Genomic DNA, 22,866 nt, shown 5'->3' with positions numbered 1-22,866 from the left:
CCTTACCCCTGACAGCGCTGTTGCAGAAAACGGCAAAACAACCGAACAGGACGGCCTGTGGCTCCCTTTTCCTTGCCACTGCGCCATGCCACGCCAGCGATATCCAAATGAGCCCAACGGTACCGTTTGGTGTAATTCGCCAAAAAACTCGCTGCCGTAATGGTTCCGGCAGGACGACCCGCCACGTTGGCCATGTCCGCAAAGTTGCTCTTCAGCCCTTCCTGGTACTCTTCCCACAAGGGCAAAGGCCAGGCGCGATCACCACTGTAATCCCCTGCTGCCTGCAATTCATTGCGCAGAACCTCGTCATTCGCCATTAACCCTGCGGCTTCGTGCCCCAGAGCAATGACACAGGCCCCGGTCAAGGTCGCCACATCCACCACCACGGCAGGTTCAAAACGTTCAGCGTAGGTCAGGGCATCGCACAAAATCAGACGCCCTTCCGCATCAGTATTGAGAATCTCGATGGTTTGGCCAGATAAACTCTTGACCACATCCCCAGGACGGGTGGCCCCGCCCCCCGGCATGTTCTCGCAGGTGGGAATGAGCGCCACGACATTCAGGGGCAATTTCATTTCAGCCAAGGCACGCATCGTCCCCAAGACACTGGCTGCACCACACATGTCAAATTTCATTTCATCCATTTCTGGCGCGGGTTTCAAGGATATCCCGCCGGTGTCGAAGGTGATGCCCTTGCCCACCAGCACCACCGGCTTGGCTCTGGCCTTGCCTCCGGCGTATTCCATGATGATGAACCGGGGAGGAAGATGACTGCCCGCCGCCACCGCCAACAACGCGCCCATACCCAACTTTTCCATGTCGGCACGGTCCAGCACGCGCACCTTAAGCCCCCAGTCCTTGCCCACAGCCTGCGCCGTTTCCGCCAGGTGGGTAGGTGTACACAGATTGGGCGGCAAATTACCCAGATCCCGCGTCAAATCGGTTCCGTTAGCCACTGCCTGAGCGTGTTCCACGAAACCCTGGGCTTTTTTGAGCGATAGGGAGGAAGGCAGCAGGAGGACGGTTTTTTGCCAGTGAGAAGACGGTTTTGGGGTCTGAGTCTGCTTTGGGATACGGTAACGCTGTTCCCTCAAGGTCAAAACGGTCTGTTCCAGCACCCAGACACTGTCCCGACCCGCCATATCCAACTCGGTCAGAGTACACAGCACTTCCTTGACGGCGGTGTTCGCCAGAGCCTGCTCCATGGAACATACCAAGGTACGGTAAGTGCTGTCCTTGAGGGGATCGCTGCCCGTTTCCACCAGCAGCACACGGCTCGCCGTCACCCCTTGAAGTCCGGATAACAGGAGTGTTTTGCCCGCCTCTGCAGCCAGATCTCCTCGTTTGAGAATCTGCGTCAACTGACCTTCACTCGCCTGATCAAGGGCCTGGGCAGCGGGGGTCAAACAACGGCCTCCCGTCACTGGAACGACAACACAGGCGGTCTTGGTTGAAGCCGGATGTGCTACTTTGAGTGTAAATTCCACGGGGTTTCTCCCTAAAGGGTCATGACCTGAGATAAAGCAGGAGATTATCCCGCCATCCCGGATTGAAGTCAAAAAGCAGGCCGGAGTTTCCGCCGGTCCCAACGAATTTCATAGATCTTCCCTGCGCTCCCGGATCTCCCGGGAACGACGCTGGCCCATCCACCAGCGCCAGGACCAGACACGCTGGCGTTGCTGCAACCAGATCCATGCCACGGTCAAAAAGAGCAGATGCACGGGCCACAAGCCAATCCAGAAGGGCAGTTTACCCTGCGCCACCCAAGCCTGTGCAATACTCATGCAGTTGTAATACACCATGTAGGCCAGCAGGGCAAAAATCATGTTGGTGGAACGTCCACCCCGCACGTTAATGTAGGACAGGGGTACAGAAAACACGGACAGCACCAGCAGGCTCAACGGCAACCCCAGACGCCAGTGCAATTCCCCCCACCCTTCCAGAGTGGGGTTGCGGAGCAGGTTCTGAGCCGACATGGATTTTACCGAAAGGGCCGCCGCCGTCACCCCATGCTGATCGATGCGCAGGCGCGCTTGCTCAAAATCCACCAGACGATAGTTGAGCGTGCCCGGTTCCCCCTCATAACGGCGTCCATGTTGCAACACCACAAAGCGATCTCCATTGGGTTCCGTCGCAATATAACCACTGTCCGCTGCGATCACGCCCACCTGATGGCCCTGAACAGACTGAACGAAGACATTGGAAACCTTCTCCTTGCTTTGGGACAGGGCATCCACGAAGAATACCTGATCTGACTGATGCGACTCCCGGAACACGCCGGGCGTGATCTGGGAGGTGTCGTCCTGCACATCCAATTGTTTCTGATACTGTGCCTTCTGCCCAATGGCCCAGGGCGCAATGACCAGACTGAGAAGCGCCACCACCAGAGCCATGGGCACCGTGAAGCGCAGTACCGGACCGAGAAAACGGTTCAGGCTGACCCCGGCACTCTGCCAGATGATCATTTCCGAGTCGCGGTAGAAACGGGTCATGGCCAGCAGCAGGGCCGTAAAAATAGAAGCGGACAACAAGACCGGCAGGTAAGTCAAGGAACCAAAAGCCAACATGGCCATCACTGCGCTGCCCGACAAGGTCCCTCCCGCCGCCAATCCCAGCAATTTGACCAAACTGACGGTCAGCAGGATGGCCAGCAAAATGACCATAGCCATCAATGCCGTGCGCGCAAACTCCTTGCGTAAGAGCCGACTGAAGAGCATGATGTCCTCTGAACCCGATAGTCCTCTATTCTATCAAGAAGCAGGGAAACGGCGCTGTGTCCTAGGGGCACTTTTCTGCGGGCAGTTCCGACTGCGGGTTTCACTCAAACCAGTTTCGCTATAGAATCTAGCGACTTTTGAGTAATAAACGAGGCTAGAGCATGATGGCATCACCCCCCAAGGATCACGATTCAGATCCCCAGGAAACGCAGGAATGGCTGGATGCGCTGAATGGCGTGCTCTGTGCGGTGGGACCGGAACGGGCCCATTTCCTGCTTGAACGATTGGTGGACAAGGCTCGTCGTTCGGGGGCCTTCCTGCCCTATAGTGCCAATACGGCCTACCTCAATACCATTCCTCCAGCGCTCGAAGAACCCATGCCCGGGAACCCGGAAATGGAATACCGCATCCGTTCCCTGATTCGCTGGAATGCCTTGGCCATGGTGGTACGGGCCAACAAGGGTGGGGAAGAACTGGGTGGGCATATCGCCAGTTTTCAGTCGGCGGCCACTCTGTATGATGTGGGCTTCGACTACTTTTTTCGTGCACCTACCCCGGAGCATGGGGGGGATGTGCTCTACACCCAAGGTCACTCGGCCCCGGGCATTTATGCCCGCGCCTTTCTGGAAGGACGCCTGAGCGAAGAACAACTGGCCCACTTCCGCCGCGAAGTGGAGGGCAAGGGGTTATCCAGTTACCCCCATCCCTGGCTCATGCCCGATTTTTGGCAAATGCCCACCGTCTCCATGGGACTTGGTCCCCTCATGTCCATTTATCAGGCCCGTTTCATGAAATACCTGCAAAACCGCGGGTTGGCCCAGACCGAAGGACGCAAGGTGTGGGCTTTCATGGGCGATGGAGAGATGGACGAACCCGAATCTCTGGGCGCCATTTCCTTGGCCGCCCGAGAAAATCTTGACAACCTGATCTTCGTGGTGAATTGTAACCTGCAACGTCTCGACGGTCCCGTGCGCGGAAATGGCAAAATCATTCAGGAACTGGAAGCGGATTTTCGCGGGGCTGGCTGGAACGTCATCAAAGTGATCTGGGGAAGCCCCTGGGATGCCCTCATTGCCAAGGACACCAGTGGCTTGCTGCTGCAGCGCATGATGGAAGCCGTGGATGGGGAATACCAAAGTTTCAAGGCACACGATGGCGCCTACGTGCGTCAGCATTTTTTCGGCAAGTATCCCGAGTTGCTGCGCCTGGTGGCCAACATGTCCGATGACGAGATCTGGCATCTGTCGCGCGGCGGACACGACGCCTTCAAGGTCTATAATGCCTACCTGGCGGCGGTGCGTCACAGTGACCAACCCACGGTGATTCTGGCCAAGACCATCAAAGGCTATGGCATGGGCGAAGCGGGCGAAGGGCAAAACATCACCCACCAACAAAAGAAGATGGGCGAAAGCGCCCTCAAGCAGTTCCGTAACCGCTTCAAGATCCCCATCGACGATGCCGTAATCGCCGCTGCCCCCTTCTACCGCCCTGCCGATGACAGCCCGGAGATCCGTTATCTGCAGGAACGGCGCCAGGCTCTGGGCGGCTATCTGCCGGTGCGGCACAGTGCCAGTGCGCCTCTGGACATCCCCCCCCTGGAATATTTTGCACCCTTGCTGGAAGCCAGTGGCGAACGTCATCTATCCACCACCATGGCCTTCGTGCGTCTCCTTAATCTACTCATCCGCGATGAGACACTGAGTCAGCGCATCGTCCCCATTGTTCCCGACGAATCCCGTACCTTCGGCATGGAGGGCATGTTCCGTAGCCTGGGCATCTATTCTTCCGTGGGGCAATTGTACGAACCCCAGGATCATGATCAACTGATGTACTACCGCGAAAGCGTGAATGGTCAGATCCTTCAGGAAGGGATCAATGAAGCCGGCGCTTTCTCTTCCTGGATCGCCGCCGCCACGTCTTATTCCACCCATGGCGTCACCACTCTCCCGTTCTATATTTTTTATTCCATGTTCGGTTTTCAGCGCGTCGGTGATCTGGCCTGGGCGGCAGGGGACATGCAGTGTCGCGGCTTCCTCATCGGCGGGACGGCGGGACGGACCACCCTGAATGGCGAAGGGTTGCAGCACCAGGACGGACACAGTCAGGTTCATGCCTCCTTCATTCCCAACTGTATCTCCTACGACCCTACCTATGCCTATGAACTGGCGGTCATCATTCAAGACGGCCTGCATCGCATGTTCCACGCTCAGGAAAACGTCTTTTACTACCTCACCACCATGAATGAAAACTATGCCCACCCTGCGCTTCCCGAGGGGGCACGGGAAGGCATTCTCAAAGGCATGTACCTATTGCATGAACGGGCGGCATCCAGGGGCCCTTGCGTCCAGTTGCTGGGATCGGGCACCATCCTGCGCGAAGTGGAGGCAGCTGCCCAACTGTTGGCCACGGACTGGGGCGTGTCGAGCAACGTGTGGAGTTGCCCCAGTTTCAATGAATTGGCCAGAGAAGGTCAAAATGTCCTGCGCCACAACCGTCATCACCCCACAGAACCGGCTCAGATTCCCTACGTCACCCAGTGTCTGAAAGACACCCGTGGGCCGGTGATTGCGGCCACCGACTACATCAAAACCTTCACGGAACAAATCCGTGCCTTCGTACCCCGTCGTTTCGTAACCCTGGGTACCGATGGATTTGGCCGTTCCGACACGCGCGCCCAATTGCGCCATTTTTTCGAAGTAGATCGTTACTATGTGGTGGAAGCCGCACTCCATGCCTTGGCTGACGAGGGCGTAATCCCCCTGTCCCAGGTGGCCGAAGCGCAACGAAAATATGCTCTCGACCCCGCCAAACCGAATCCGCTGAAGGTCTGACCCCATGGCACTAAAAAGCAACTTATTTAAACAGATCAAAGAGTTGCTTTTTGGTCCGGCGCGCGACCCCTTTGCGCCGGAAACCCGTCAGCACATCGCCCTCATGGCCTTTTTTGCATGGGTGGGACTGGGTGCCGATGGACTATCCTCCTCGGCCTATGGGCCGGAAGAAGCCTTCAAGGCCCTGGGTACCCATGTCCACCTCAGCCTTTATCTGGCCATTGCCACGGCCTTCACGGTTTTCCTCATCTCCACTGCCTATAACCAGGTCATCGAACTGTTTCCCACAGGCGGTGGAGGCTATAAGGTTGCCACCCAACTGATCGGGCCTCACGCCGGTCTGATCAGCGGTGCTGCCCTGATCGTGGATTATGTCCTGACCATTGCTATTTCCGTGGCCAGCGGGGTGGACGCCGTCTTCAGTTCCCTGCCCACGGCCTGGCAAAGTCACAAACTGACCGTCGAACTGTTCCTCACCCTGTTTCTGATGTTCCTGAACCTGCGCGGGATGAAGGAGAGCATCAAGATCCTGACCCCCATCTTCATGGGCTTCGTCATCACCCATGTGCTGATCATCGTGTATGGGGTGGCCATCCGCGGAAACGAGATCCCCTCCATCGTCCATCAGACGCTGCATGAAACCTCTTCTCTGGCGGGCCAGATGGGTTGGGTCTTTGTGGCCTCCCTGTTCCTGCGCGCCTATTCCATGGGGGGCGGAACCTATACGGGGATCGAAGCGGTCTCCAACAATGTCAATGTTCTCCAGGAACCCCGTGTACATACCGGAAAACTGACCATGTTCTACATGGCCACTTCCCTGGCCTTCACGGCGGGGGGCATCATCCTGATCTACCTGTTGTGGAATGCCGTCCCCTCCAGCAATGGCGAGACCCTGAACGCCGTTGCTTTCCGTTCGGTCATCGCATCCCTAGGTTTCAGTCCCGGCCTTTCCTATGTGCTTCTCACCACCGTGCTGGTCCTCGAAGGGGCGCTTTTGTATGTAGCCGCCAATACCGGCTTGCTGGGCGGCCCCGCCGTACTGGCCAACATGGCCAATGACGGTTGGACACCCTCCCAGTTCAGTTCCCTGTCCAGTCGTCTGGTCACCAAGTACGGAATCCTTCTGATGGGCATAGCAGCCCTCTTCATCCTGCTCTGGAGTGGTGGCATCGTGGACCTGCTGGCGGTGCTCTACAGCATCAATGTCTTTCTCACCTTCAGTCTCTCGCTCACGGGACTGACCCTGTACTGGTGGAAGCACCGCGAACATCCCCAATGGGCCCTTCGCCTCGGGGTCTCCGTGGTAGGATTGATCGTAACTTCGAGCATCCTCATGGTCACCCTGGCGGAAAAGTTTTTTGAAGGCGGGTGGATGACCCTCCTCATCACCAGCGCCGTCATTGGCCTGTGCCTGCTGATTCGCCAGCATTACCGCGAAACAGCCGCCCAGATGGCCAAGGCCGACCATCTGCTGTCCCAGCTCCCGGCCACCCCGGTAGTCACCCCCCCTGCCCTCGATCCCGATGCGCCCACCGCCGTCTTTCTGATCAGTCAGGCCAAAGGCACGGGCATGCATACCCTCCTGTGGGTCCAGCGACTCTTTCCCAACGTCTACCGCAATTTTGTGTTCCTCAGTGTGGGTGCCGTGGACACTCAAAGTTATGGCGGAGAAGGATCGATTGAAGGACTCAAGGAATCCGTTCATTCCGCCTGCGACTACTATGTCAATTTCTGCCATCGGAATGGCATTGCCGCCAAGTCCTACGAAGCCTATGGCACGGACCGAATCGCCGAACTCACCCGTCTGTCCGAGCAGGTCCACGAAGAATTTCCCAACAGCATCTTTTTTGCCAGCAAATTGATTTTCGTCCACGATAACTGGCTGACGCGCATTCTCCATAACCAAACCGCCCTGCAAATGCAACGTATCCTTCATCTCCAGGGCATGACCATGGTGATCCTGCCCATGAAGGTCGACTGAGACATGCTACCTACCTGATGATCCCTTTATGGTCCTCCTCGCCTCCACCACTTACCCTTTATTTCGCTGCCTGAATTCCTGGCTCTCTCCTGGGGGCAGTACGGGCTCCCTGTCCATCCTGATCTACCACCGCGTGCTGCCCAAACCTGACCCCCTTTTTCCGGACGAGGTGGATGCTCAACGTTTTGATGCGCAGTTGAATCTGCTCAAGAATGTCTTTCACATCCTCCCCTTGCCCGAAGCGGTGGAAAGATTGAAAAACCATGTCTTGCCCCCGCGCGCTGCCTGCCTCACCTTCGATGACGGGTATGCCGATAACGCTTCCATTGCACTCCCACTGCTGAAAAAGCACGGGGTCTGCGCCACTTTTTTCGTAGCCTCGGGCTACTTGAATGGAGGGTGCATGTTCAATGATCGCGCCATCGAGTTGGTCCGCCAGCATCCCGCAGAATCCATCGATCTTCGCTTTCTCGAATTGGGATCACTCCCTCTGACGACCTTGGCAGAGCGGAAATCCGCCCTCGCGATCCTGCTGCAACGCCTCAAATACGAGGCGCCGGAAGTGCGTTGCGACCATCTCCACCATCTTGAAACGCAGTTGGGGGTCACCCCCCCTTCCCACCTCATGATGAATGATGCCCAAGTAGTATCTCTGCACCAGGCGGGGATGAGTATTGGGGGACATACGGTCAATCACCCCATTTTGACCTCCCTTCCGCCCGCCATTGCGCGCCGGGAAATCGAGCAGAACCATGCCTGCCTGACCCGATTGCTGGGCAGTCCTCCTGTCCTGTTCGCCTATCCCAACGGAAAATTCGGTCAGGATTACCGTCAGGAACATGCCGATATGGTGCGGGAAATGGGATACTCGGCAGCACTTTCCACCGAACCAGGCATTGCCCGGGGAGAAAGCGATCTCTTTCATTTGCCGCGTTTCACTCCCTGGGACCGCTCACTCCTGCGTTTCTCCCTGCGCCTCAGTCAAAACCTGTGGACCCATTCCTGAGTATCAATGTTTCTCTCGCACCGGTCGTTTCAGGGCATATACCACGGGGATGAATACCAGGGCCAAGGTGCCCAGCAAGCGAAAGTCATCCATAAAGGAAAGCAGACTGGCCTGTCTTTGCACGGTGGCATACAACAAGGCGTGCGCCACCGCCACCCCATGACTGCCAACCCCTGCCAACTGGTGGATCACGCCCGCCAGCCACGCCTGGGTCGCCGTGGAGGAATCGGTCAAATGAGTCGTCAGAACGCTTTGATGACGTTGTGTCCCGCGTGTCAGCCAAGTTTGAACCAGGGATATGCCGAAACTGCCCCCCAGATTGCGCGACAAGTTGATGATGGCCGAAGCGTTACTGCTTTTGTTCGGAGGCACCCACGAGTAAGCTGCCGCATTGACGGGCACGAAGAGAAACCCCAACCCGATCCCCTGCAGGATTCTCAAAGTCGCCAAAGACCAGTAATCCGCCTGCAAATTCATATGGGAAAAAAGATACAAGGCCACCCCGTTACACAACAACCCAAAGGCAATCATGTGGCGCACATCCACCTTGTTGATGGCCCATCCCACGAAGGGCAATACCAATAACACGGTCAATGCGCCAGGAGACAACAACATTCCTGCCTGAGTGGCCGAATACCCCATCAGGGCCTGGACCCACATGGGAAGGAGCACCGTACTGCCAAACAGGATAAATCCCACCAGAAACATCAAGATATTGCTGAACAGAAAGTTTCTTTCCTTGAGCAGATTGAAATCCACCATGGGGTAATGTTGACGGGTTTCCCAAAAGGGTAGAATAAGCAGTGACAGGGTCGACAGCGCTGACATCAGCATGATAAAGGGCGATGAAAACCAGTCGTCTTGCTGCCCTCGGTCCAGCACCACCTGCAAACAGCCAAATCCCACCGACAATAACACGAACCCTTTCCAATCCACCGTGAATCCCCGGCGCCTAAACTCGGCGCTCTGTTCAATCAAAGCAGGAGGATCCGACAACAGCCGCCGGGACAGATACAAGGACAGAAATCCCACAGGGACATTGATCAGGAAGATCCAGCGCCAGGAAAAGGTATCCGTAATCCAACCGCCGATGGTCGGGCCAATGGCCGGTGCCAAAACGGTCGTGATGCCATACACCGCAAAAGCCATGCCCCGTTTCGAAGGAGGAAAACTGTCCGTCAAGATGGCTTGAGAACAGGGCTGCAATCCCCCGCCACCGATGCCTTGCAGGGTACGAAACAGGATCAGGGTAGTCAGGTTGGGGGCCAGGCCACACAGTAACGAACTGACGGAAAACATGGCCACACAGAACAGGTAAAATCGGCGGCGCCCGAAGAGCGTGGATAACCAACCGCTCATGGGCAAGACGATGGCGTTGGACACCATATAAGAAGTCAATACCCACACGGCTTCGTCTTCGCTCACGGACATATCCCCGGCAATGTGACGCAACGCCACATTGGCAATGGAAATATCCAGGACCTCCATAAAGGTGGTCAAAGCCACGGTTACGGCCACCCACCACGGGCTGATCAGATCTCCACGAAAATTACGGGGGGGAGAAAACGCACCCATCGGGGAAGCCGCCATTCAAACAAATCTCCATATCACGCCAGGCAATTACTAAAATTCAGGCATGATTCCACCGATCATCCCGAAATGTCAAAGTGCCACGTTAACACAAAGTAATGAGCATTTGAGGACGTCTTCCCTGGCAGTGATCAACTTTCTCAACCTGTTCCAAATTTTGGGTAGCATAAATATCCTTCTATGGGTTATCCTCACGACTTAATCGGTAAATCACTGTTCAGGTCAGGAGGCATCATGTCTGTGGTGGGCGAAGAGAGGATCATTTCCGTAGTCGGTTTGGGTTATGTGGGATTGCCCGTGGCTGTAGCCTTTGGCAAAGTGCGTCGAACCATTGGCTTTGACATCAATCCGGTACGAATCCGGGAGTTGCGCGCCGGGCATGACCGGACAGGAGAAGTGGAAGAGGGAGGCCTCGAAAAAGCGGATATCCTGTACACGGATCAGATCAGCGATCTCCAGTTGGCAAATTTTCATATCGTCGCTGTCCCAACCCCTGTCAACGATGCCAATCAACCCGACCTCACCCCCATGTTGAAGGCCTCGGGAACCGTGGGAAGTGCCCTGAAGAAGGGGGATATCGTGGTTTATGAATCCACGGTCTACCCCGGAGTAACGGAAGAGGAATGCGTCCCTATTCTGGAAGCGAAATCCGGCCTCAAATGTGGCGTCGATTTCAAGGTGGGCTATAGTCCTGAGCGCATCAACCCCGGAGACAAGGAACACACCTTTACCAAGATCAAGAAGGTGGTATCGGGACAGGATGCGGAAACCTGCGAAATCGTTGCTCAGGTCTATGAATCCGTGGTCACAGCAGGCGTTCACCGTGCTCCCTCCATCAAGGTGGCCGAGGCCGCCAAGGTCATCGAGAATACCCAACGGGACCTGAATATCGCCCTGATGAATGAACTGGCCCTGATTTTTGACCTGATGAATATCGATACCAATGCCGTGCTGGAAGCCGCCGGCACCAAATGGAACTTTCTCAAGTTCAAACCGGGACTGGTGGGTGGTCACTGCATCGGCGTAGACCCCTATTATCTCACCCATAAGGCCGAAAAATTGGGATACATTCCCCAGGTCATCCTTTCCGGGCGACGTATCAACAATGGCATGGGGAAATTTGTGGCCCAACGCTGTGTCAAGGAAATGGTCCATGCCGGACATGTCATCTCGGGCAGTCGCGTCACCGTCCTGGGACTCACCTTCAAGGAAAACTGTCCGGACCTGCGTAATTCCAAGGTCATCGATATCATTCATGAACTACAGGATTACGGAATCGAGGTACAGATCCACGATCCCCTGGCGGACCCCCACGAGGCCGAGGAGGAATACGGCGTTTCCCTCACCCCCACCGTTGCCTTGAAACCCGCAGCAGCCGTGATTCTGGCGGTGGCCCATGATGAATATCGAACCCTTCAAACCGAGGGAATATTATCCCTGATGGGCGATTGCCCCGTCCTGATCGATGTCAAGGGACTTTTTTCCCGCGACGATTTCTCTCAATCCAATCTGCGTCTCTGGCGGCTATGACCACGCACTATGACCTCATTCAAAACAAGATCCAGGCCGCACCACGCCGTTGGGCCATTACCGGAGTGGCAGGGTTCATCGGTTCCAACCTGCTCGAGACCTTGCTTCGACTGGATCAGACCGTCGTGGGATTGGATAATTTTTCCACCATCGACGACCGTAACCTGAAGCAGGTTCAGAAACTGGTTGGAGAACCCCGTTGGAAAAACTTCACTTTTTTCAAAGGAGATATCCGCCACCTGGACGATTGCCAGCGCGTCTGTGACAGGGCGGATATCGTGTTGCATCAGGCGGCCCTGGGCAGTGTTCCCCGTTCCATCGAGGACCCTCTGACCACCCATGCCAGCAACATCGATGGATTCCTCAACATGCTGAGAACAGCTCAACTCATGGGGATCGAACGCTTCATCTATGCCGCCTCGAGTTCCACTTATGGGGACCATCCTGGGCTTCCCAAAAAGGAAGAGATCATCGGCAACCCCCTCTCTCCCTATGCCGTCACGAAACTGGTCAATGAACTCTACGCGCAGGTCTTTGACCGGGTCTATCAGTTCAAGGCCACCGGTCTGCGCTATTTTAACGTCTTCGGCCCCCGCCAAAATCCGGAAGGTGCCTATGCAGCCGTGATTCCCAAGTGGTTTGGTGGGTTATTGAAGGGGAATCCGATCGATATCAATGGCGACGGTGAAACCAGCCGTGATTTCTGTTATATCGACAATGTCATCCAAGCCAATATTCTGGCGGCCTGTACGGAACGGCCCGAGGCCCTGGGACAGGTCTATAACATTGCTTACTCCGAATCCACCACCCTCAACCAGTTGTATGCGCTGATCTGCGCTCAACTGAAGCAGCGTGCGCCAAACCGGGAGATCCCCGGCCCCCGTTACCGGGATTTTCGGGCGGGCGATGTCCGCCACTCCCTGGCAGACATTCACAAAGCCCGACAACTTCTGGGTTACGAGCCCCGTTTCTCGGTCAAGGAAGGACTGGAAAAGGCTGCGGACTGGTACACGCACAATCTGTGAGTTCGTTTCTACAGGCACCTTATGAGTAAACCCATTCATCACCCTGCCTGTTTTGCCATGGGAACGGGCGATCCCTTGTCCATCGGCGGCATCGATCTCCCGCGCCTGGCCCATCAAGTCGGCCAAACTCCCTTCTTTGCCTATGACCGCACAGGTATTTTCAAACGTGTTCAGATGTTACGCTTCCTGCTCCCCAAGGGCATTCATCTGCACTATGCCATCAAGGCCAACCCCATGCCCGCCGTGGTCCAGTTTCTTGCCACTCAGGTGGATGGTCTGGATGTGGCTTCCGGAGGAGAACTGGGAATAGCGCTGGATACCCTGATTCCGCGCGCCCATATCAGTTTTGCCGGTCCCGGCAAATCTTCCCACGATCTTCTGATGGCCATGGCTGCTGGCGTTGTACTCAATCTGGAGTCCGAAGGAGAACTGGAGACGGTCTTCTCGCTGAGTGAACTACATGGCTATCGTCCCAAAGTGGCCATCCGGGTCAACCCGGATTTTGAATTGCGGGGCTCCGGTATGCGCATGGGCGGAGGGGCCAAACCCTTCGGGGTGGATGTGGAACGGGTTCCCGCCCTGGTCCGCCGCATCCTGGCCTCTGACCTGGTTTTTCAGGGGTTTCATATTTTCAGTGGATCACAGAGCCTCAAGGCGGACGCACTCATCGAGGCCCAGAAAAACACCGTGGATCTGGCCATTCGACTGGTTCAGGAGAGTGGGGCGCCCCTCCCCACCCTGAATTTGGGAGGGGGCTTCGGGATTCCCTATTTTCCTGGCGAATCACCTCTGGAGCTCGAGCGGGTAGGAGATGCCTTGCAGCACCTGTTACCTCACCTGCACCAGCAGTTGCCCGATACCCAACCCGTCATCGAATTGGGCCGCTACCTCGTCGGTGAAGCGGGTGTGTATGTGTGCCGCATCCTCGACCGCAAGGTTTCCCGGGGCCAGACTTTTCTCATCACCGATGGGGGATTACACCACCACCTGGCGGCATCCGGCAATTTTGGACAGGTCATCCGCAAGAATTATCCAGTGACCATCGTCACCCGGAAGAAATCCCCGCCCTTGGAAGAAGTCTCCGTGGTGGGTCCCCTGTGTACCCCCCTCGACCTCCTGGCGGACAAAATGCTCCTGCCCCGTGCTGAGGTAGGGGATCTGGTGGTGATTTACCAGTCCGGTGCCTATGGCCTGAGCGCCAGCCCTGCGGCTTTTCTGGGACACCCTCCGGCCCGTGAAGTATTGATCGGAGACCTGGAGCCATGACCGCATTGGCATTATTTTTCGGCCATCCGCGCTTTCAGGAACCAGACCTGAGCGAAATTTCCCGTATCCAGGGGGTGGAGAGCGCATGGCGCGAAGCCTATCGCCGTCATGGCCCTCAAGCCCCCAATCAGGTTCAAGGAGACTTTGCCGTGGCTTTTTCGCCAGAGCCAGGCAAGACTTTCATGGCCGTGGATCGCTTTGCGCGTCATTCATTATGTTATCGCGTGGAGAATGCTTCAATCCTCCAGGTTGCCGCCCGCGCCGATGAAGTCGCTGCATCTTCTTCATCGCTGGATATGCAGGCCATTTACGACTACTTCCATTTTCATGTCATTCCCGCGCCACGGACGATCTTTCAGCAGGTGCTGCGTCTCCCTGCCGCGCATTACGGACTGTTCCAAGGGGGGGAACTGACGGTAGCCCCCTACTGGCGACCACGGTTTACCTCCGTCACTCCCGCTGACTTTTCCTCTTTGAAGGAAGAGTTTCTGGACATTTTAAGGAGTTCGGTTCAAAGCCAGCGTCATGAGGGCGGTCGCACCGGTTGTTTCCTGAGTGGAGGCACCGACAGTTCCACCGTGACCGGCCTATTGAGCCAGCAATTCGGAGAAGGCGTGCCCACCTACTCCATCGGCTTCGATGCGGAAGGCTATGATGAAATGGAGTACGCACGCATTGCCTCCCGTCATTTCAAAACCCGGCACCATGAATACTATGTCACCCCGGAGGATTTGGTTCAGGGAATTCCGCGCGTCGCAGCCTACTACGACCAACCCTTCGGCAATTCTTCTGCCCTGCCCGGGTTTTACTGTGCCCAACTGGCCCAACAAGACGGTTTGCAACGCTTGCTGGCAGGAGACGGGGGGGATGAATTATTTGGTGGAAACAGTCGATACGCCAAGCAAAAGTTGTTTCACGCCTACACCCACGTACCTTCCATTCTACGCCAGGGAATCCTCGAACCTCTGGCACCCCTTTTCAACCGACTTCCCCTGGTGCGCAAACTGGGCAGTTATATCGACCAAGCCAAAGTCCCCATGCCGGACCGGATCACTGCCTACGGGCTTCTAGAGCAGATCGGGGCAGAGAATATTTTTCCCGCACAGATTCTTTCCTTGTTTTCACCGGCCGTTCCCGGCACCTTGGAACGGGCAGTTTGGCACGAAACCGATGGGGCGGATTTTGTCAATCAGATGCTGGCCTACGACTGGCGCTTCACCCTGGCTGAAAATGATTTACCCAAAGTTTGCGGAACCACGACCTTGGCGGGTATCGAGGTAGGTTTTCCCCTGCTGGACGAACGGCTGGTGGATTTTTCCCTGAAACTCCCACCCCATTACAAGGTCAATGGTCTCAAACTGCGTTGGTTTTTCAAGGAAGCGTTACGAGGTTTTCTGCCGGAGGAAATCATCACCAAGCAAAAGCATGGTTTCGGTCTTCCCTTCGGCATATGGGTGCTGCGTCATCCATCCCTGCATCAGTTGGCCGAATCCTCCCTGCATCAACTGGCCGAACGTGGACTGATTCGACATCCCTTCGTGAATCAATTGTTCCAGCAATACCTACCCCGCCATCCGGGTTTTTATGGGGAAATGGTGTGGATTCTCCTCATGCTGGAACAATGGTTTCAGGCCCATGCCAATCACTACCAGTTCTCCCCCTCTGCCTGATCCCTGGTCCCCGACTTTTCAAACCAAGGGGATTTGATTTGCATCCCCCCGACTGATCAGTGCGGAGCCCCTGGAGGCGCGGCAGGTACACTGCGCCATGGCTCTGGACAGTTCTGCACATAGGGGTAGTAGCCCTTGGCAGAAGCGCAGTAATACCAACTGTTGGCGGCCGTGTGCTGACTCGCCCCTGGAGGGGGCGGTGCCATGGACTGGGAATATTGCCGTTGAGGGGGCTGCCCTTGAGGGGGAGAAGAATAAACCACGGGTTGCTGCTGAACCACTACGGGCGGAGCCGCATAAACCACCGGAGCGGGATAATAGGGATACGGATAAACGCGATAAGGGTTCGCCAACTCCGCCCCCACCATGGCTCCGGTTGCCAACCCCATCATTCCCCAGCCCCAACCCCAGCCACGATCAGCCTGTGCAGGCATCGTCATGAAAGCCCCCCAGACTCCCAATCCCAGAAGGATCCATCGCATCGGTTTCAAACTTGTCATGGAAACTCTCCCAAATAAACCCAAAGCTTACGGAACCCATGGACTCAATAGAATGCCAAAAGTTCCCATCTCCCCATCACTCGCGCCCTTGAAGGAACCTCACAGGGACTTGTCAATTTCGTACGAGCGCATACAATGTACCCCCAAGTGCTTCCGATTTTACCCCGATCTCACAAGGATGATCCATGAAACTCTATTTCAGCCCCGGTGCCTGTTCTCTTTCCCCGCATATCGTATTGCGCGAACTCGGCCTGCCCTTCGATCTGGTCAAGGTCAATCTGGGCACCAAGCAACTGAGTGATGGTTCCGATTTCTGTGCGATCAACCCCAAAGGCTACGTCCCACTTCTGATTCTCGACGATGGAACGAAACTCACCGAAGGTCCGGCCATCGTTCAATATCTGGCGGATCTCAAACCCGAATCGGACCTGGCCCCCGCCAATGGAACCCTGCCGCGCTATCAACTGCAGTCCTGGCTCAACTTCATTTCCACGGAACTGCACAAGCAATTCAGTCCGCTGTTCAATCCTACCTTTCCTGACACCGTCAAGGACTTCCAGAAAAAGCGTCTGGCGCTGCGCTTCGATCAACTCAACGATACCCTGAAAACCCAGGAATACCTCATGCCCAGCGGATTCACCGTGGCCGATGCCTATTTGTTTACCGTCCTGGGATGGGCACATCCCATGGGCATTTCCCTGGAAGGGTGGCCTGAACTCCAGGCCTATAGGACGCGGATTCAGTCCCGCCCCGCGGTTCAAGCGGCCCAACAGGCAGAAAAAAGTCACTAAAACTCCGCGCACAGAACCTGTGCCTGTTACGCGGTGGTTCAGGTAAAGCATATCCGGGAGTTTTTCATGAACGATGACAGCATGGGTCAGAACAGGCTCAAGCGGTACCGACGACCCTTATTGGTGGCAGGCCCCTTGCTTCTCTTGGCCGTTGCCGGATTCCTGTATTTCAAAAATCTGAACCGGGTATCCACCGATGACGCTTATGTCGTTGCTGCGCGCACAGACATCAGCGCCAATGTGGCCGGTCGGGTCGTCGAAGTTCTGGTCAAAGACAATCAGTTCGTGCACACCGGGGAAGTTTTATTCAAACTCGATGAACGGGATTTTGCGCTGAACGTGGCCGAGGCCAGAGCACGACTGGCCAATGCAAAACTTCAGGTGAGTTCGTTGAAAGCATCCTATCGGCAACATCAAGCAGAGGTCACTGCCGCACAGGAAACCCTGGCCTATCAGGAAAACGAACTTGATCGACAAAAGCGTCTGGTCGCCCAAGGGGTTTCTTCTCAGGCGCAACTGGACCAGGCCCGACATGCCTACCTTCAGGCCACACAGAAATTGCAAGGGACGCAACAGGAACGAGAGAATATTCTGGCTGCCCTGAACTATCATCCCAACCAGAATATCGAGAATCACCCAGCGGTACAACAAGCGCAAGCCGTGCTGGACAGGGCCCTACTCAATCTATCCTACACGGTGGTAAAGGCCCCTCAGGCGGGGATCGTTTCCAAGGTGGAACAGTTGCAGGTCGGCGACTATGTGAATGTGGCGACCCCGCTGTTCGCTCTGGTCTCCAGACAAAATCGGTGGATCGAGGCTAATTTCAAGGAAACAGATCTGACCCACCTGCATCCGGGTCAACCCGGAACCGTGGAAATCGATGCGTATCCTGGCCGGACCTTTCATGGGCACGTTCAAAGTCTGAGCCCGGGCACCGGGTCCAGTTTTTCACTATTGCCTCCGGAAAATGCCACTGGTAATTGGGTCAAGGTCGTACAACGTCTGCCCGTTCGCATCAGCCTCGAAAATACGGACTCTGACCAACCCATTCAGGCAGGTCTGAGTGCTGTGGTGGCGGTGGACATCAGTCATGGCCCCTGAGACAACTTCGCTCAATCGGCCACTGATTACGGCCTCGGTGATGGCCGCCACCATCATGCAGGCGCTGGACTCCACCATTGCCAATGTAGCACTGCCGAAAATGCAGGGAACCCTGGCAGCCACCCAGGACGAAATGGCCTGGGTACTGACCTCATACATCGTGGCCGCAGCCATCATGATCCCCCTGACGGGCTGGTTGGCCCAGCGATTTGGACGCAAACCGGTGTTTTTGATTTCAGTGGCCGGATTTACCTTCGCTTCGGCACTTTGTGGGCTGGCTACCACCCTGCCTGAAATGGTTTTCTTCCGGCTGTTGCAAGGCATATCGGGCGCGGCCCTGGTACCGTTATCCCAAGCTGTCCTGTTTGATATCAATCCCCGGGAAAATCATGGCAAAGCCATGGCCCTCTGGGGTGTAGGCGTCACCATGGGTCCCATTTTGGGTCCAGCATTGGGAGGATGGTTGACCGATCAGTACAGTTGGCGCTGGGTGTTCTATATCAATGTACCCATCGGCATTCTGGCTTATCTGGGTTTGTCGGGTTTCATGCCCAATACCAAAAAAATCGCGGGGTCCTTTGACTTTTTCGGATTTCTGACCCTGAGTCTGGGCATCGGTGCCTTACAGTTATTCCTGGATCGTGGAGAGTTGAAAGATTGGTTCCATTCCTCGGAAATTGTCGTGTACGCACTGATCATCGGCATTTCCTTCTATTTGTTCATCCTGCACACGCTAACCGCCGAACGACCCTTCCTGAGCGTGTCCCTATTCAAGGATAAAAACTTTCTCACCTCCAATATCTTCATCTTCATCATTGGTGTCGTCCTGTTTGCCACCTTGGCCCTGGTGCCTCCCTTGCTCCAGAATGAAATGAATTACCCCGTCATGCTTACCGGATTCGTGACGGCACCTCGGGGCATGGGAACCATGATGGCCATGATGGTGGTGGGAAGATTGATCGGAAAATATGATGTTCGGCTGATCATGGCGGTGGGATTGGGGATGACCGTCCTCTCGCTGTGGAAAATGATGCACTTCGATCTGTTGATGGATGAAACTCCCATCATTTATACCGGGCTATTGCAGGGATTTGGTGTCGGACTGTCCTATGTGCCCTTATCCACGGTGGCATTCAGTTCCTTGCCCCAGACTCTGCGCAATGAGGGAACGGCCTTTTTCAACCTGCTGCGCAATATCGGAAGTTCCATTGGAATTTCCATCGTGCAAACTCTGCTGACCCGAAATACTCAGATCAACCATGCCACCCTGGCTGAACATATCACGCCATATACGCTGCATTCACCGGCTATCGGGGCACTGGATCCGGCCCACCCTGCAAGTATTCTGGCCCTGAATGGTCAAATCACCCGTCAGGCTGCCATGATTGCCTACAATAACGACTTTGAACTAATGATGGTCGTAACCTTGGCAGTCATGCCCCTGTTGATCTTGTTGCGCCCAGCCTCCAGAGCGCCCCAGGGCAGTGAACGGGTCATCGTGGATTAATGGCCATGAAGTTTCCCATCCGACGCCTTTCCCTGGCTCTAACCGTTGGTCTGTCGGCCTGCACCGTAGGTCCTGATTTTGTCCCGCCCAAACTTGCTCCCTCCGATCACTATACTTCTCCCGAAGAACGGGAAGAACCGACACAAGACAGGATCCTTGGCAAACAGATCGAATCCGAGTGGGGAAGCGTATTTTCCTATGAACCGCTCAGTGCCCTGATCCATCGCGCCCTTGAAGACAACTACGATCTGACGGCAGCCCGAGAAACTCTGGCGCAGGCAGAAGAAGCCGTCAAGGCGCAACAGGGTAGCCTGATGCCCCAAGGCTCCATGAATGCCCTGGCTGGCCGACAAAAATATGGGGTCGCATTGTTCGGCCCCTCAAATTTTGTGATTCCTCCCTTCAGTTACTATGAAGTCGGTCCATTCCTGAGTTGGAGTCCGGATTTTTTTGGCGGAGGAAAACGCAGCGTAGAACGTCAGCAAGCACTGGCCACCTATCAGCATCGCCAACTCGACGCCCTGTATGTGGAACTGACCGCCAATGTAGTCGCACAATCGGTCCAGATAGCCGCGACGAAAGCGGAAATTGCCACGGTCCAGCGCATATTGGATGCAGATGAAAAAACTTTGCGCCTGATTCGGTCTTCCCATCAGGCAGGGATGGCCACACCAACCGATATTCTGAATGCCCAGCATCGTTTAGCGGTGGATCGTGCGCTGTTGCCCCCGCTCAAACAGCAGTACAGTTCGAATCTGCACACACTTTCGGTCTTGGTGGGGAAGGCTCCGGCGGACTGGAAACCCCCCTCCCTGATTTTTGACGACCTGAAAATACCCCTATCATTGCCGGTAGCCCTGCCTTCAGAATTGCTGCGCAAACGACCGGATATTCTGGCGGCGGAAGCCAGTTTGCAGGTGGCCAGTGCATCCCTGGGCGTGGCGACGGCCAATCAATATCCCGCACTGACCCTGACGGCCAACATGCTTCAGGAAGCATTAACCCCCGCAAACTTGTTTCTGGGCGCAGGAAATGCGTGGGCATTGGCGGGAGGGGTCTCTATGCCCCTATTCAATGGCGGAATGCTCGAAGCAGAAAAACAGGGGGCCTTCCATGCGTACCAGGCATCCCTGGCGGAATATCACCAGACCGTGGTTCAAGCCTTCAGCCAGGTGGCAGATGCCTTGACCGCATTGGTCAACGACGCCGATTCCGTCAATGCGATGAAATCTGTCGTGGACACGAGCCAGTCTGCGCTGGCCCTCTCCATGAAAAGTCGTGCTGCTGGCAATACCTCTGATCTGGAAATTGAAACAGCCCATCGGACACTGGCTCAGACACAATTGAAACTTGAGGAAGCGTTAACTCAGCAGTATCTCGATATCACCCGTTTATTTGTGGCCTTGGGAGGTTCCCCCCTGAGTAATAAAACCCGGTAATTCTCCAGACCGACTATAAAAACCAAAAACCAGCAGCCCGGTTCGGGGTCATTTTCTCACTCTGCCTCTTTTTTTGCGAATTCTCCAAACCGATTCCCGGCCAGATGAAAGATCCAGATGCCCAGGGACAACCCGCCAAGCAACAGAAAGGTCCTGTCTCTTCCCCATAATCCCACAGACTCACCCGACAGAAGCTGGCTCACTGAACCGCCTGCAGAAACTACAGTTCCTGAAATTCCCTGCAGCAAGTTGAACCGCCCGGTTCCCCTTCCGAACTCGGACACAAGAACGGGGAGAAGAACCGACAGGACCCCCGTCACCATTCCGTCCAGAACCTGCCCGAGCAAAATACCTCCCATGGAAGTGGCCATAAAAAGGATCCCACCCCTCAGAGACAAAAGCACGCAAAAGGCACTCAGAAGAATCCGTGATCCAAATCGCCGGATAATGGATGGGGCCAGCAGGGAAAATGGGATCATGACCCCCTGTGTCGTAAGCACCAGAATGCCCATCACCCTTCCCGAAGAGAGGGAGGAAATTCCCGCGAGTTTCTCTCCAGCCAAAGGAAGCATGGCCGTATTCGCGATGAAAAAAAGGAAAATAAGGGAGAGAAAAAAGATCAGGGAAGGAGTAAAAAGTTGACGAATCGAACAAACTCTATCAACCCCTTCCGCTTCACGAGCCCTGAGCGGATCGATCTTGTCTCCGGGAACTCCAAGCAGGACCAATCCTGCAGCAAGAGCCGAGATTCCATAAAAAACGAAAATATTCACCGAAAGAAATTGGCTTGTCAAAAAAAGCACCACCACTGCACCAAAAACTGACCCGGCATGGGTTGTCCCCTGGGCTTTTCCCATCACACTGGCAAAACGCCCATTGCCAACGAGTCCCATGGCGACCGAACTCAGAACTGGAACAATCCCTGCCTGGGCAACACCGATAAGAGCCTGAGAAAAAAGAATGCGTCCAAAAGAAGGGTTAGAACCGCAAATGAGAAAACATCCTGCCGCAAACAGAGATACAAGCACAAGGAAGAACGTTCTTTTGGCCACGATCTGATCGGCCATGATCCCGGCAATTGGCTGGGCAATGAGAGTAACAAGACCGCCAAAAGCCAAAACCTCTCCCACTGCCACAGCTTTCCAGTGCTCGGACAGGAGCAAATAGACGGCCAGAAGGGGCATGATACCGGTCTGAATGTCCCCGACAAGAAAATTGGCAGAAAAAAAAGGGCCCCTTCCAGGAAAATACCGGCCAAAAAGACTCCTCTTTGTCAGATCAAGAAAATGGGAAAGAATCATTGGACAAGAGAGCGATAGGCTCTATAACCCATGAATCGACACGCAAAAACTCTTTTCCTCTCATCGTTCCCCCCTCTTTATACCGTATTGATAATAGGACTCTTAGCATACTAATAATCTAGCATAGACAGATGTACAATATTATTAATATGTATACTAGATAATATTAACAATAAAGTCAGTATAGATTATCGTTTTTATAGTGTACGGTATCGCACAAACGCCGTAACTCAATGTGATTACCATGCAAGAATCTGAGTTCCAAGGTTTCCTGGTTTCACCCAAGGGGTAGAAAATGAGCGGAAAATTAAGGAAGGAGGTCATTCCGTTCACAACGGGGGCTCATGCCTCATCGAAACGCGGATCGATACCCCACACGCGTCTTTAATCTGGCAACCTTGACGGAATTATTACAATTAATCCGCAAGCGCTACCGGTAACCACAAAAATAGAACAGGATTTTTATTCATGCAGCCAGAAATTTCTGGCTCTATGTGAAATACAGTGGGTAACTGAATTTCAGTTTGCCGCACAAAAAGTAAATCATGTTGATGAAATTTCCAGTATTGCGGTAGCCCCTGGCGCGTCTTTTTGCTAGTTGAACCTTGCTG

The 22,866-nt window shown here is 55.0% G+C and carries 17 protein-coding genes; 11 read left to right on the top strand and 6 right to left on the bottom strand.

Features of this window, described 5'->3' with window-relative positions; all coding sequences use genetic code 11:
• Positions 1 to 2: 2 nt before the first annotated feature.
• Entirely contained in the window at positions 3 to 1,487 is a 1,485-nt protein-coding gene (locus tag IV91_RS0103370; RefSeq protein ID WP_031596020.1) for a leucyl aminopeptidase, read from the bottom strand.
• A gap of 108 nt (positions 1,488 to 1,595) precedes the next feature.
• Positions 1,596 to 2,717, bottom strand: a complete 1,122-nt coding sequence (gene lptF, locus IV91_RS0103365; protein WP_051861957.1) for an LPS export ABC transporter permease LptF — start codon at positions 2,715 to 2,717, stop codon at positions 1,596 to 1,598.
• A gap of 164 nt (positions 2,718 to 2,881) precedes the next feature.
• Between lptF and aceE the strand changes: the two genes are divergently transcribed.
• The 3 genes from aceE to IV91_RS0103350 are packed head-to-tail and all read left to right on the top strand — an operon-like array spanning position 2,882 to position 8,535.
• The gene (gene aceE / locus IV91_RS0103360) at positions 2,882 to 5,548 is read left to right on the top strand and encodes a pyruvate dehydrogenase (acetyl-transferring), homodimeric type (protein ID WP_031596018.1); all 2,667 of its coding nucleotides are present in this window, start codon (positions 2,882 to 2,884) and stop codon (positions 5,546 to 5,548) included.
• A gap of 4 nt (positions 5,549 to 5,552) precedes the next feature.
• Positions 5,553 to 7,529, top strand: coding sequence for an APC family permease (locus tag IV91_RS0103355; protein ID WP_031596016.1), 1,977 nt, complete (start codon positions 5,553 to 5,555; stop codon positions 7,527 to 7,529).
• A 28-nt stretch (positions 7,530 to 7,557) separates the two neighbouring features.
• Positions 7,558 to 8,535: a polysaccharide deacetylase family protein gene (locus tag IV91_RS0103350; protein ID WP_031596015.1), complete on the top strand. Its 978-nt coding sequence runs from the start codon at positions 7,558 to 7,560 to the stop codon at positions 8,533 to 8,535.
• A gap of 3 nt (positions 8,536 to 8,538) precedes the next feature.
• On the opposite strand, the gene IV91_RS0103345 is transcribed toward IV91_RS0103350, so the two are convergent.
• The gene (locus tag IV91_RS0103345; RefSeq protein WP_035417058.1) at positions 8,539 to 10,125 is read right to left on the bottom strand and encodes a DHA2 family efflux MFS transporter permease subunit; all 1,587 of its coding nucleotides are present in this window, start codon (positions 10,123 to 10,125) and stop codon (positions 8,539 to 8,541) included.
• A 243-nt stretch (positions 10,126 to 10,368) separates the two neighbouring features.
• On the opposite strand from IV91_RS0103345, the gene IV91_RS0103340 reads away from it, so the two are divergent.
• Genes IV91_RS0103340 through IV91_RS0103325 form a run of 4 tightly spaced genes read left to right on the top strand, consistent with a single transcriptional unit; the run spans position 10,369 to position 15,616 of the window.
• Positions 10,369 to 11,655, top strand: coding sequence for a nucleotide sugar dehydrogenase (locus tag IV91_RS0103340; protein ID WP_411463765.1), 1,287 nt, complete (start codon positions 10,369 to 10,371; stop codon positions 11,653 to 11,655).
• On the top strand, positions 11,652 to 12,680 hold the full coding sequence (locus IV91_RS0103335; RefSeq protein ID WP_031596012.1) for an SDR family oxidoreductase: 1,029 nt from the start codon (positions 11,652 to 11,654) through the stop codon (positions 12,678 to 12,680). Before IV91_RS0103340 ends, IV91_RS0103335 begins: the two co-directional genes overlap by 4 nt.
• 21 nt (positions 12,681 to 12,701) lie before the next feature.
• Positions 12,702 to 13,946: a pyridoxal-dependent decarboxylase, exosortase A system-associated gene (locus IV91_RS0103330; protein WP_031596010.1), complete on the top strand. Its 1,245-nt coding sequence runs from the start codon at positions 12,702 to 12,704 to the stop codon at positions 13,944 to 13,946.
• The gene (locus IV91_RS0103325; protein ID WP_035417056.1) at positions 13,943 to 15,616 is read left to right on the top strand and encodes an asparagine synthetase B family protein; all 1,674 of its coding nucleotides are present in this window, start codon (positions 13,943 to 13,945) and stop codon (positions 15,614 to 15,616) included. The genes IV91_RS0103330 and IV91_RS0103325 overlap by 4 nt, the downstream gene beginning before the upstream one ends.
• 56 nt (positions 15,617 to 15,672) lie before the next feature.
• Here IV91_RS0103325 and IV91_RS16640 read toward each other — a convergent pair whose 3' ends face one another.
• On the bottom strand, positions 15,673 to 16,116 hold the full coding sequence (locus IV91_RS16640; RefSeq protein ID WP_150112361.1) for a hypothetical protein: 444 nt from the start codon (positions 16,114 to 16,116) through the stop codon (positions 15,673 to 15,675).
• A 185-nt stretch (positions 16,117 to 16,301) separates the two neighbouring features.
• On the opposite strand from IV91_RS16640, the gene gstA reads away from it, so the two are divergent.
• The 4 genes from gstA to IV91_RS0103300 all read left to right on the top strand — a co-directional run bounded on the left by gstA (position 16,302) and on the right by IV91_RS0103300 (position 20,954).
• A complete protein-coding gene (gene gstA / locus IV91_RS0103315; RefSeq protein WP_031596006.1) occupies positions 16,302 to 16,907 on the top strand; it encodes a glutathione transferase GstA in 606 nt (201 codons plus the stop codon).
• Between the two features lie 66 nt (positions 16,908 to 16,973).
• Positions 16,974 to 18,008 carry an HlyD family secretion protein gene (locus tag IV91_RS0103310; RefSeq protein WP_051861952.1) on the top strand — a complete coding sequence of 345 codons (1,035 nt, stop codon included), beginning with the start codon at positions 16,974 to 16,976 and terminating at the stop codon, positions 18,006 to 18,008.
• Complete coding sequence (locus IV91_RS0103305; RefSeq protein WP_031596004.1) at positions 17,998 to 19,515, top strand: DHA2 family efflux MFS transporter permease subunit; 1,518 nt, start codon at positions 17,998 to 18,000, stop codon at positions 19,513 to 19,515. The genes IV91_RS0103310 and IV91_RS0103305 overlap by 11 nt, the downstream gene beginning before the upstream one ends.
• A 5-nt stretch (positions 19,516 to 19,520) precedes the next feature.
• Positions 19,521 to 20,954: an efflux transporter outer membrane subunit gene (locus IV91_RS0103300; protein WP_031596003.1), complete on the top strand. Its 1,434-nt coding sequence runs from the start codon at positions 19,521 to 19,523 to the stop codon at positions 20,952 to 20,954.
• A gap of 56 nt (positions 20,955 to 21,010) precedes the next feature.
• On the opposite strand, the gene IV91_RS0103295 is transcribed toward IV91_RS0103300, so the two are convergent.
• Together IV91_RS0103295 and IV91_RS19035 are read right to left on the bottom strand one after the other, a co-directional pair.
• Entirely contained in the window at positions 21,011 to 22,255 is a 1,245-nt protein-coding gene (locus IV91_RS0103295; protein ID WP_031596002.1) for an MFS transporter, read from the bottom strand.
• A gap of 416 nt (positions 22,256 to 22,671) precedes the next feature.
• On the bottom strand, positions 22,672 to 22,866 hold a 195-nt coding region (locus IV91_RS19035; RefSeq protein WP_233418386.1), incomplete at its 5' end, for a hypothetical protein.

It is taken from the genome of Ferrovum myxofaciens, from assembly GCF_000735045.1.
Lineage (GTDB): Bacteria > Pseudomonadota > Gammaproteobacteria > Burkholderiales > Ferrovaceae > Ferrovum > Ferrovum myxofaciens.
The sequence above is the reverse complement of the archived record's forward strand: the minus strand, read 5'-3'. Positions and strand labels throughout refer to the sequence as shown.

Excerpts from the sequence above, each read along its gene's own strand:
- lptF (WP_051861957.1), bottom strand. The coding sequence starts at position 2,717 with ATGCTCTTCAGTCGGCTCTTACGCAAGGAGTTTGCGCGCACGGCATTG.
- aceE (WP_031596018.1), top strand. The coding sequence starts at position 2,882 with ATGGCATCACCCCCCAAGGATCACGATTCAGATCCCCAGGAAACGCAG.
- IV91_RS0103355 (WP_031596016.1), top strand. The coding sequence starts at position 5,553 with ATGGCACTAAAAAGCAACTTATTTAAACAGATCAAAGAGTTGCTTTTT.
- IV91_RS0103350 (WP_031596015.1), top strand. The coding sequence starts at position 7,558 with ATGGTCCTCCTCGCCTCCACCACTTACCCTTTATTTCGCTGCCTGAAT.
- IV91_RS0103345 (WP_035417058.1), bottom strand. The coding sequence starts at position 10,125 with ATGGCGGCTTCCCCGATGGGTGCGTTTTCTCCCCCCCGTAATTTTCGT.
- IV91_RS0103335 (WP_031596012.1), top strand. The coding sequence starts at position 11,652 with ATGACCACGCACTATGACCTCATTCAAAACAAGATCCAGGCCGCACCA.
- IV91_RS0103330 (WP_031596010.1), top strand. The coding sequence starts at position 12,702 with ATGAGTAAACCCATTCATCACCCTGCCTGTTTTGCCATGGGAACGGGC.
- IV91_RS0103325 (WP_035417056.1), top strand. The coding sequence starts at position 13,943 with ATGACCGCATTGGCATTATTTTTCGGCCATCCGCGCTTTCAGGAACCA.
- IV91_RS16640 (WP_150112361.1), bottom strand. The coding sequence starts at position 16,116 with ATGACAAGTTTGAAACCGATGCGATGGATCCTTCTGGGATTGGGAGTC.
- gstA (WP_031596006.1), top strand. The coding sequence starts at position 16,302 with ATGAAACTCTATTTCAGCCCCGGTGCCTGTTCTCTTTCCCCGCATATC.
- IV91_RS0103310 (WP_051861952.1), top strand. The coding sequence starts at position 16,974 with ATGAACGATGACAGCATGGGTCAGAACAGGCTCAAGCGGTACCGACGA.
- IV91_RS0103305 (WP_031596004.1), top strand. The coding sequence starts at position 17,998 with ATGGCCCCTGAGACAACTTCGCTCAATCGGCCACTGATTACGGCCTCG.
- IV91_RS0103300 (WP_031596003.1), top strand. The coding sequence starts at position 19,521 with ATGAAGTTTCCCATCCGACGCCTTTCCCTGGCTCTAACCGTTGGTCTG.
- IV91_RS0103295 (WP_031596002.1), bottom strand. The coding sequence starts at position 22,255 with ATGATTCTTTCCCATTTTCTTGATCTGACAAAGAGGAGTCTTTTTGGC.